A 6772-nucleotide genomic window follows, 5' to 3' on the forward strand; every position below is an offset into this window, starting at 1 on the left:
ACGCCTATACTACCGGGTTTGGTGGCTCCCGCCCCTCCAGGACGGCGAGGAGGTTTTCCACCGCCACCTCCGCCATGCGTTCCCGGGTGCGCCGCCCCGCCGAGCCGATATGGGGGGTGATGACGGCGTTTCGCAGGCGGTAGAGGGGGTGGCCTGGAGGGAGGGGCTCGGGGTCGGTCACGTCTAGGCCTGCCCCGAAGAGGTGGCCCTTTAGGGCTTCCACCAGGGCTTCGGTGTCCACCAGGGCCCCCCGGGCGGTGTTGAGGAGGATGGCCCCCCGCTTCATGGCGAAGAGCCTTTCCCGGTTGAGGAGCCTGTGGGTTTCCGGGGTGAGGGGGGTGTGGAGGGAGACGATGTCGGCGGTGGCGAGGAGTTCCTCCAGGGGGAGGAAGGGGTAGGGGAGGGGTTTCCTCGTGCGGCTATGGTAGACGATCCTTAAGCCGAAGGCCTCGGCCCGCTTGGCCACCGCCTGGCCGATCCGCCCCATGCCCACGAGGCCCAGGGTGAGGCCCTGGAGGTCCAGGCCCAAAAGGAGCTCAGGGTGCCAGGCCCGCCAAAGCCCGTCCCGGGCGTAGTCCACCCCTTCCACCACCCGCCTCGCCACGGCGAGGAGGAGGGCTAAGGTGAGGTCGGCGGTGGCCTCGGTGAGGACGTCCGGGGTGTTCGTGACCCGGATGCCCCTTTCCCTGGCCGCCTTCAGGTCCACGTGGTCCACCCCCACGCTGTAGCAGGCGATGACCTTGAGGCTTCCGGCCCGGTCCATGACCTGGGCGTCTATGCGGTCCTCCACCGTGGGGATGAGGCCCACCGCCCCTTCCACCCGCTTTAGAAGCTCCTCCCTGGGGAGGAAAAGCCCCTCGTGGACCTCTACCTGGAGGCCCCTCGCCCTCAGGCGGTCCAGGGCCTTGCCCGGCAGGGTGCGGGTGACGAGGACCTTCATGCCCCGGCGAAGGAGAGCTCGGCCACGGCCACCAGGGGGCTCCCGAAGGCGCTTGGGCCCATGGGCTCCCAGGCCAGTTCCTTGCCCAGGCCCTCTATGGCCTGGAGGAGGTCCAGGAGGTTCCCGCTCACGGCGAAGTTCTCCACGGCGTGCCGGGCCTCCCCCTCCTCCACCCAAAGCCCCAGGGCCTGTAAGGAGAAGTCCAGGCTCACGGGATTGGCCCCGGCGTGGAGGCCCATGAACTCGGTGATCAAGACGCCTTCCTCCAGGCTCAGGTTGCCCAGGGGCTTCAGGTAGAGGTTGCTGGGGGCCACGCCCATGGGGGAGGCGTAGTTCCGGTAGGCGTGGCCGGTGTTGGCCTGGCCCAGGGCTTGGGCGGTCTCGGCGTTGTGGAGGAAGGTTTGGAAGATCCCTTCCGCTACCACCGCCACGGGCCGGGCCGGGGTGCCCTCGGCGTCAAAGGGGCGGGAGGCGAGGCCCTGGGGGAGGGTGGGGTCGTCCACGAGGGTCACCAGGGGGCTTGCGATCCTCTCCCCAAGCCTCCCTAAGAGGCGGCTTTTTCCCTCCAGGGCGTTTTTCCCCGAGAGGGCCTGGGCCAAGACGGCGAGGAGCTGGGCCATGGCCCTGGGCTCCAGGTAGGCCCGGTAGCGGCCCGTTTTCAGGGGCCTGGCCTCCAAGAGCCTGGCCGTCCTTTCCCGGAACTCGAGGGCGGTGCGGCCCGGGTCCAGGGCGTGGAACTCCTTTGTGGGCCTAAGGTCCCACCCCTGCTTGCGGCCATCCCCTTGGGCCATGACGAAGCTTCCCGAAAGGGCAGCGATCCCCGTCCGGTAGGCGCCCTCTGCCCCCTCGGTGCTCCCTAAGCCCAGGCGCACCTCCCGCTCCATGTACCCCCCGAAGAGGACGCTCCGCACCCGGGGGTCTTCCCGCAGGGCGCGCTCCAGGGCCAAGGCGGCCTCCTTCTTGGCCTCGAGGGGGGCGGAAAGCCCCTCGCCCAGGAGGTCGTGGCTTCCTAAGGGCTTGCCCGGGGGCAGAAACCCCCTTTTGCCCGAAAGGAGGGCGTTTTCCCGGGCCTCCTCCAGGGCCCAGTCCAGGGCCTCAGGGGAGAGCTCCTCGGTGTAGGCGTAGCCCACCCTTCCCTCGGCCACCACCCGGAGGCCGAGGCCCCCTTGCCTTGCCTCCTTGATCTCCTCCAGGGTTCCCCCCCGGGCCCTTAGGGAGAGCTCCCTTTCCTCCCGGAAGAGGACCTCGGCCTCGAGGCCCAGCTCCTTGGCCCGCCGGAGCAGGTAGCGCTTCGCTTCCTCCAGGGTCATGCCCGACCTCCCACCACGATCTCCGAGACCAGGACGTGGGGCTGGCCCACCTCCACGGGGACGGCCCCCGAGAGGCTTCCGCACATCCCCGGGGCGTTTTCCAGGTCCTGGGCCACGGCCACCACCCGCATGAGGGTCTCGGGGCCCTTGCCCACCAGCATCGCCCCCCGCACGGGCTCCTCTATGCGGCCGTTGCGGATGATGTAGGCCTCCTGCACGGCGAAGTTGTACTCCCCGCTTCCCGGCTTCACCTGCCCGCCCCCCATCTCCTTGGCGTAAAGGCCGAAGTCTATCCCGGCGAAGAGGTCCTCCACCTCCGCCTCCCCTGGGGCCAGGAAGGTGTTGCGCATGCGGGAGGTGGGGGCGAAGGTGTAGTCCTGGCGGCGGCCCGAGCCCGTTAGGGGGTAGCCGGTGAGGAGGTGGCCCAGCCGGTCCACCATGTAGCTCTTGAGGATGCCCTTTTCTATGAGAACGGTCCGCTCCGTGGGGCGGCCCTCGTCGTCCCACTCGCTGGAGCCCCAGGCGTGGGGCAGGGTGCCGTCGTCAATGTAGGTGACGGCGGGGTTTGCCACCACCTCCCCGAGCTTGTCGGCGAGGACGCTCGCCTTCTTGGCCACGCTGGTGGTCTCCAGGAGGTGGCCCACCGCCTCGTGGAAGAGGACCCCGCCGAAGCCATTGCCCACCACCACGGGAAAGGTGCCCGCGGGGGCGGGCCTGGCCTTGAGGTTGGTGAGGGCCTGGCGGGCGGCCTTCTCCCCGATGGCCTTGGGGGGGTAGAGGTCAAAGAGCTCCAGGCCCACGCTCTTCCCGGGGGCGCTTACCCCGGTCTGGACCTCGGCGCCCTCCTGGGCCACCGCCAGCACGTGGAGTCGGGTGCGCACCCTCTTCTCCTCGGCCCAGGTCCCTTCGGTGTTGGCCACGAGGACCTCCTGCTCCCACTCTAAAAGGCTTGCCTCCACCTGGCGGATCTCGGGGGCGATCCGGGCCCCGGCCTCCGCCTCCAAAAGCCTTTCCAGCCGGTAGCGCTTGTCCTTGGCGGAAAGGGGCACCTTGGGGGCGTGGAGGCCTTGGGGCCTCGCCTTGCGGAAGTCCAGGCCCCCTTGTCCTTTTTCGTCCACCTGGCCCAAGGCTCCCTTGGCCCTAAGGAGGGTCTCCAGGGCTTCCTCGAGGCCTTGGCGGGAGAGGTCGTTGGTGTAGGCGTAGACCACCTGGGTTCCGAAGAAAAGCCTTATCCCCACCCCTAGGTCCAGGCCGGAAAGGGCCTCCTCCAGCTGGCCCGAGCGCACCTTCATCCTGCGCCTTAGGGAGCGCTCGGCGTAGACCTCGGCGAAGTCCGCCCCGCCCCTAAGGGCCCTTCGCAGCACGGTTTCCACCGCTTCAGGTGGGAGCATGGGAGGAGTTTACCCGGCTTCTGACCCGCCGGTCAACCGCCCCAAGGAAAGGGCCAGGACCTCCAAGGCGAGCCAGGGGTCTTTTCCCCCCTTGGCCCTGGCCTCCGCCTCCACCAGGAGGTCCAAGGCCCCTTTGAGGGCTTCCCGGGATAGGCCTTTGGCCATCTCCAAAGCCCGCCGGGCGGCGAAGGGGTGGGCCTCGAGGCGGGCGAGGTCCTCCTCCTTGGGCCTAGGGTTTTCCCGAAGGAGCATCCACGCCCGGGCGAGAAGGGCGATCTGCCAGGAGAAGGCCCCAAGGACCCTCAAAGGCTCTTCCCCCTCCTCCTTGAGGGCCCGAAGGCGCCTCAGGGCCTCCTTGGAGTGGCCCTCGAGGGCGGCCCGCACCAGGTCAAACCCCGTGACCGGGGGCCTTAGGGCCACCACCTTTTCCACCTTCTCCAAGGTGAGGGGAGGGGAGAGGAGGGTAAGCTTTTCCAGCTCCCTTTCCAGGGCCTCGAGGTCCGCCTGGAGGCTTGCCAGGTACTGGACCACCCCTGCGGGGAGCTTAAGCCCCAAGCGCTTGGCCCGGTTTTCTATGTGGCGCAGGAGGTCCTTCCCCTTGGGGGTGGGGAAGTCCCGCCTTTCCCGGTTCCGGTAGAAGGCGGCCCGGGAAGGGCTTGGCTTGGGGTCTAAGAGGAGGACGGGGATCCCCTCGGGCACGCCCTCCAGGAGGGGCTTTAGGGCTTTCCATTCTCCTTCCCCCACCTCCCTCAGGTCCAGCATCGCCCCCCCGCCCCCGAAAAGCCCCGGGGCGAGGGCCTGGGCCAGGGCCTCGGGGGTGGGCTCGGTGAAGCGGGCAAGGCCCCGAAGCCTCGCCTCCTGCAGAAGGGCCTCCCGGGCCAAAAAGGGGTCGCCGGTGAAGGCGATGACCATCAGAAGGCGTTAAGCCCCGTGGCCTCCCGCCCCAGGACCAGGGTGTGGACCTCGTGGGTGCCCTCGTAGGTGTAGACGGTCTCCAGGTTGAGCATGTGCCGGATGGCGTGGTACTCCAGGGTGATGCCGCTTCCCCCAAGGATCTCCCGGGCCATGCGGGCGGCCTTGAGGGCCTTTTCCACGTTCTGCCGCTTGGCCAGGGAGACCTGGGCGGGGGTGAGCTTCCCCTCGTCCTTAAGCCGGGCAAGCCGCCAGGCGAGGAGGAGCCCTTCCGTGTGCCAGGCGAGCATGTCCGCCAGCTTGGCCTGGACCAGCTGCTTCTTAGCGATGGGCTCCCCGAAGGTGGTGCGGTTCTTGGCGAAGGCCACCGCCTCCTCGTAGACCGCTTCCAAAGCTCCTAAGACCCCCCAGGCGATGCCGAAGCGGGCCTGGGTGAGGCAGGAGAGGGGGGCCTTGAGGCCCTCCGCCTTGGGGAGGCGCAGGGACTCGGGCACCCGCACGTCCTCCAGGACGAGCTCGCTGGTCACCGAGGCCCGGAGGGACATCTTGCGCTTCACCTCCCGGGCCTGGAAGCCCTTGGTGTCCGTGGGGACAAGGAAGCCCAGGACCCGGCCCTCCTCGTCCTTGGCCCAGATGAGGGCGAGGTGGGCCAGGTTGCCGTTGGTGATCCACATCTTGGTGCCGTTCAGGACCCAGGTGTCCCCATCGCGCCGCGCCCGGGTCTTCATGTTGCCGTAGGGGTCCGAGCCCCCGTCGGGCTCGGTGAGGCCGAAAGCCCCCACCATCTCCCCCCGGGCAAGCTTAGGGAGGAACTCCCGCTTTTGCGCCTCGCTCCCGTAAGTGTAGATGGGGTACATCACCAGGGAGCTTTGCACGCTCACGAAGCTCCTTAGCCCCGAGTCCACCCGCTCCAGCTCGTAGCAGATGAGGCCGTAGGCGGCGCTGGAAACCCCCGCCCCCCCGTACTCGGGGGGTAGGGTGGGGCCTAGGAAGCCCAGCTCGGCGAATCTGGGGATGAGGTGGGTGGGGAAGACCCCTTCCTCCCACCAGTCGCGGATATAGGGCAGGGCTTCCTTCTCCAGGAAGCGGCGGGCCGCCTTCTGAATCTCCTTCTCCTCGAGGGTGAGGAGGTCCTCCAGGGCGTAGAAGTCCAGCATGCCCTAAGTCTAAGCGCCCACCCCTTGGGCTTGCCACATGGGGGCCCGCCTTAGGCCATGGGCATTCCCTCTTTAGGGGCCCTTAGAGCATTCCCGCCAGGAAGCCCTGCTCCCGGACGGTGCGGATCAGGTCCATGACCGTGAGGCTTTGGGGGTCGTACTCCACCAGGACCTGGGCGGGCCCCGTGGCCTGGGCCTCCCGCACGCCTTCCAGGGCCTTTAGGGCCCGCACCACCCGCTCCATCCCCTCAGGGGTGGGCTCCCCCCGGATCCCGATAAGGACGCGGTTCATATCCTTCCTATTCTAGGACGCCCCGGGTCTCGCCCCTTAGGCCCCGGCTTCCCAGGACCCGCACCGCCAGGACCAGGGGCCCGATGGCGAAGCCCTGGGCCCTTAGGGCCTCCTCCAGGTCCTTGCGCTCTGGGTCCAGGTGGAGGGCCACCTCGTAGACCCCGGCGTCGTAGGCGCTTTTCACCACGGCGGCCAGGAGGCCCTCCAAGACCCTCGGCTCCTTCCCCTCTATCCGGGTGATGAGGACCGTGGTGGCCTCCCCCTGCCACACTGCCTGGGCTAGGGCGAAGCCCATGGGCTCCTCCCCCTCCTCCGCCAGGAAGGAGTGGCCCGTGCGGGCGAAGAAGCGGAGGGCGCCGAGGCTTACGGGCCTTTTCCCCGCTAGCTGGTTGAGCCGGTCCAGGTCTTCCTCGGTGAAGGGGCGGAAGCGCATGGCCCCATTATGCCCGGAAGCGGAAGCGGAGGGCCTCGAGGAGGAGGACCAAGGCCGCAAGAAGGGCGAGGAAGCGCCCCGCCCCCCCTTGGGCCTTGGGGAGGAAGCTCCTTTCGGGGGTGGGGAGGAGGGTCTCCTCCGGGGCCAGAAGGCCAGAGCGCACCTCCCGGTAGGGCTTGAGGAAGTTGTAGACCAGGAGGGGAAAGAAGGGCTTATCCTGGATGGCTTCCAAGGGCGGCAGGTAAAGCCCCCCTTCCGCGGCGAAAAGGAGCCCCACCCCCCCTTCCCCCTCCGCCAGGGCCTGCCAGGGGCCCTGGGGGGGTGGGGGCGGGGGGAG

General features: G+C 68.7%; 7 protein-coding genes and 1 pseudogene. All 8 read right to left on the reverse strand.

Translation table 11 applies throughout. The annotated features are described in order from the left end of the window. Nucleotides 1–4 precede the first annotated feature (4 nt). On the reverse strand, nucleotides 5–940 hold the full coding sequence (locus IEX93_RS03200) for a 2-hydroxyacid dehydrogenase (RefSeq protein ID WP_188846383.1): 936 nt from the start codon (nucleotides 938–940) through the stop codon (nucleotides 5–7). Then, a complete protein-coding gene (locus tag IEX93_RS03205) occupies nucleotides 937–2250 on the reverse strand; it encodes a TldD/PmbA family protein (protein ID WP_188846385.1) in 1314 nt (437 codons plus the stop codon). Before IEX93_RS03205 ends, IEX93_RS03200 begins: the two co-directional genes overlap by 4 nt. Beyond that, complete coding sequence (locus IEX93_RS03210; protein WP_188846387.1) at nucleotides 2247–3641, reverse strand: TldD/PmbA family protein; 1395 nt, start codon at nucleotides 3639–3641, stop codon at nucleotides 2247–2249. The genes IEX93_RS03205 and IEX93_RS03210 overlap by 4 nt, the downstream gene beginning before the upstream one ends. 9 nt (nucleotides 3642–3650) lie before the next feature. Beyond that, nucleotides 3651–4553 carry a DNA polymerase III subunit delta gene (gene holA, locus IEX93_RS03215; protein ID WP_188846389.1) on the reverse strand — a complete coding sequence of 301 codons (903 nt, stop codon included), beginning with the start codon at nucleotides 4551–4553 and terminating at the stop codon, nucleotides 3651–3653. Next, nucleotides 4553–5710, reverse strand: a complete 1158-nt coding sequence (locus IEX93_RS03220) for an acyl-CoA dehydrogenase family protein (protein ID WP_188846391.1) — start codon at nucleotides 5708–5710, stop codon at nucleotides 4553–4555. Before IEX93_RS03220 ends, holA begins: the two co-directional genes overlap by 1 nt. 82 nt (nucleotides 5711–5792) lie before the next feature. Beyond that, complete coding sequence (locus IEX93_RS03225; RefSeq protein WP_188846393.1) at nucleotides 5793–6002, reverse strand: heavy-metal-associated domain-containing protein; 210 nt, start codon at nucleotides 6000–6002, stop codon at nucleotides 5793–5795. 7 nt (nucleotides 6003–6009) lie between these two features. Continuing rightward, nucleotides 6010–6435, reverse strand: a complete 426-nt coding sequence (locus IEX93_RS03230; RefSeq protein WP_188846395.1) for a DUF1999 family protein — start codon at nucleotides 6433–6435, stop codon at nucleotides 6010–6012. Nucleotides 6436–6442: 7 nt separating this feature from the next. Next, a pseudogene (locus IEX93_RS03235) lies at nucleotides 6443–6772 on the reverse strand (vWA domain-containing protein); the annotation flags it as partial.

This window comes from Thermus composti (assembly GCF_014647535.1).
Lineage (GTDB): Bacteria > Deinococcota > Deinococci > Deinococcales > Thermaceae > Thermus > Thermus composti.

What these genes read in the sequence shown, in the direction of transcription:
- IEX93_RS03230 (WP_188846395.1), bottom strand. Translation starts at nt 6,435, where the DNA reads ATGCGCTTCCGCCCCTTCACCGAGGAAGACCTGGACCGGCTCAACCAG.
- IEX93_RS03205 (WP_188846385.1), bottom strand. Translation starts at nt 2,250, where the DNA reads ATGACCCTGGAGGAAGCGAAGCGCTACCTGCTCCGGCGGGCCAAGGAG.
- IEX93_RS03225 (WP_188846393.1), bottom strand. Translation starts at nt 6,002, where the DNA reads ATGAACCGCGTCCTTATCGGGATCCGGGGGGAGCCCACCCCTGAGGGG.
- IEX93_RS03220 (WP_188846391.1), bottom strand. Translation starts at nt 5,710, where the DNA reads ATGCTGGACTTCTACGCCCTGGAGGACCTCCTCACCCTCGAGGAGAAG.
- IEX93_RS03200 (WP_188846383.1), bottom strand. Translation starts at nt 940, where the DNA reads ATGAAGGTCCTCGTCACCCGCACCCTGCCGGGCAAGGCCCTGGACCGC.
- IEX93_RS03210 (WP_188846387.1), bottom strand. Translation starts at nt 3,641, where the DNA reads ATGCTCCCACCTGAAGCGGTGGAAACCGTGCTGCGAAGGGCCCTTAGG.
- holA (WP_188846389.1), bottom strand. Translation starts at nt 4,553, where the DNA reads ATGGTCATCGCCTTCACCGGCGACCCCTTTTTGGCCCGGGAGGCCCTT.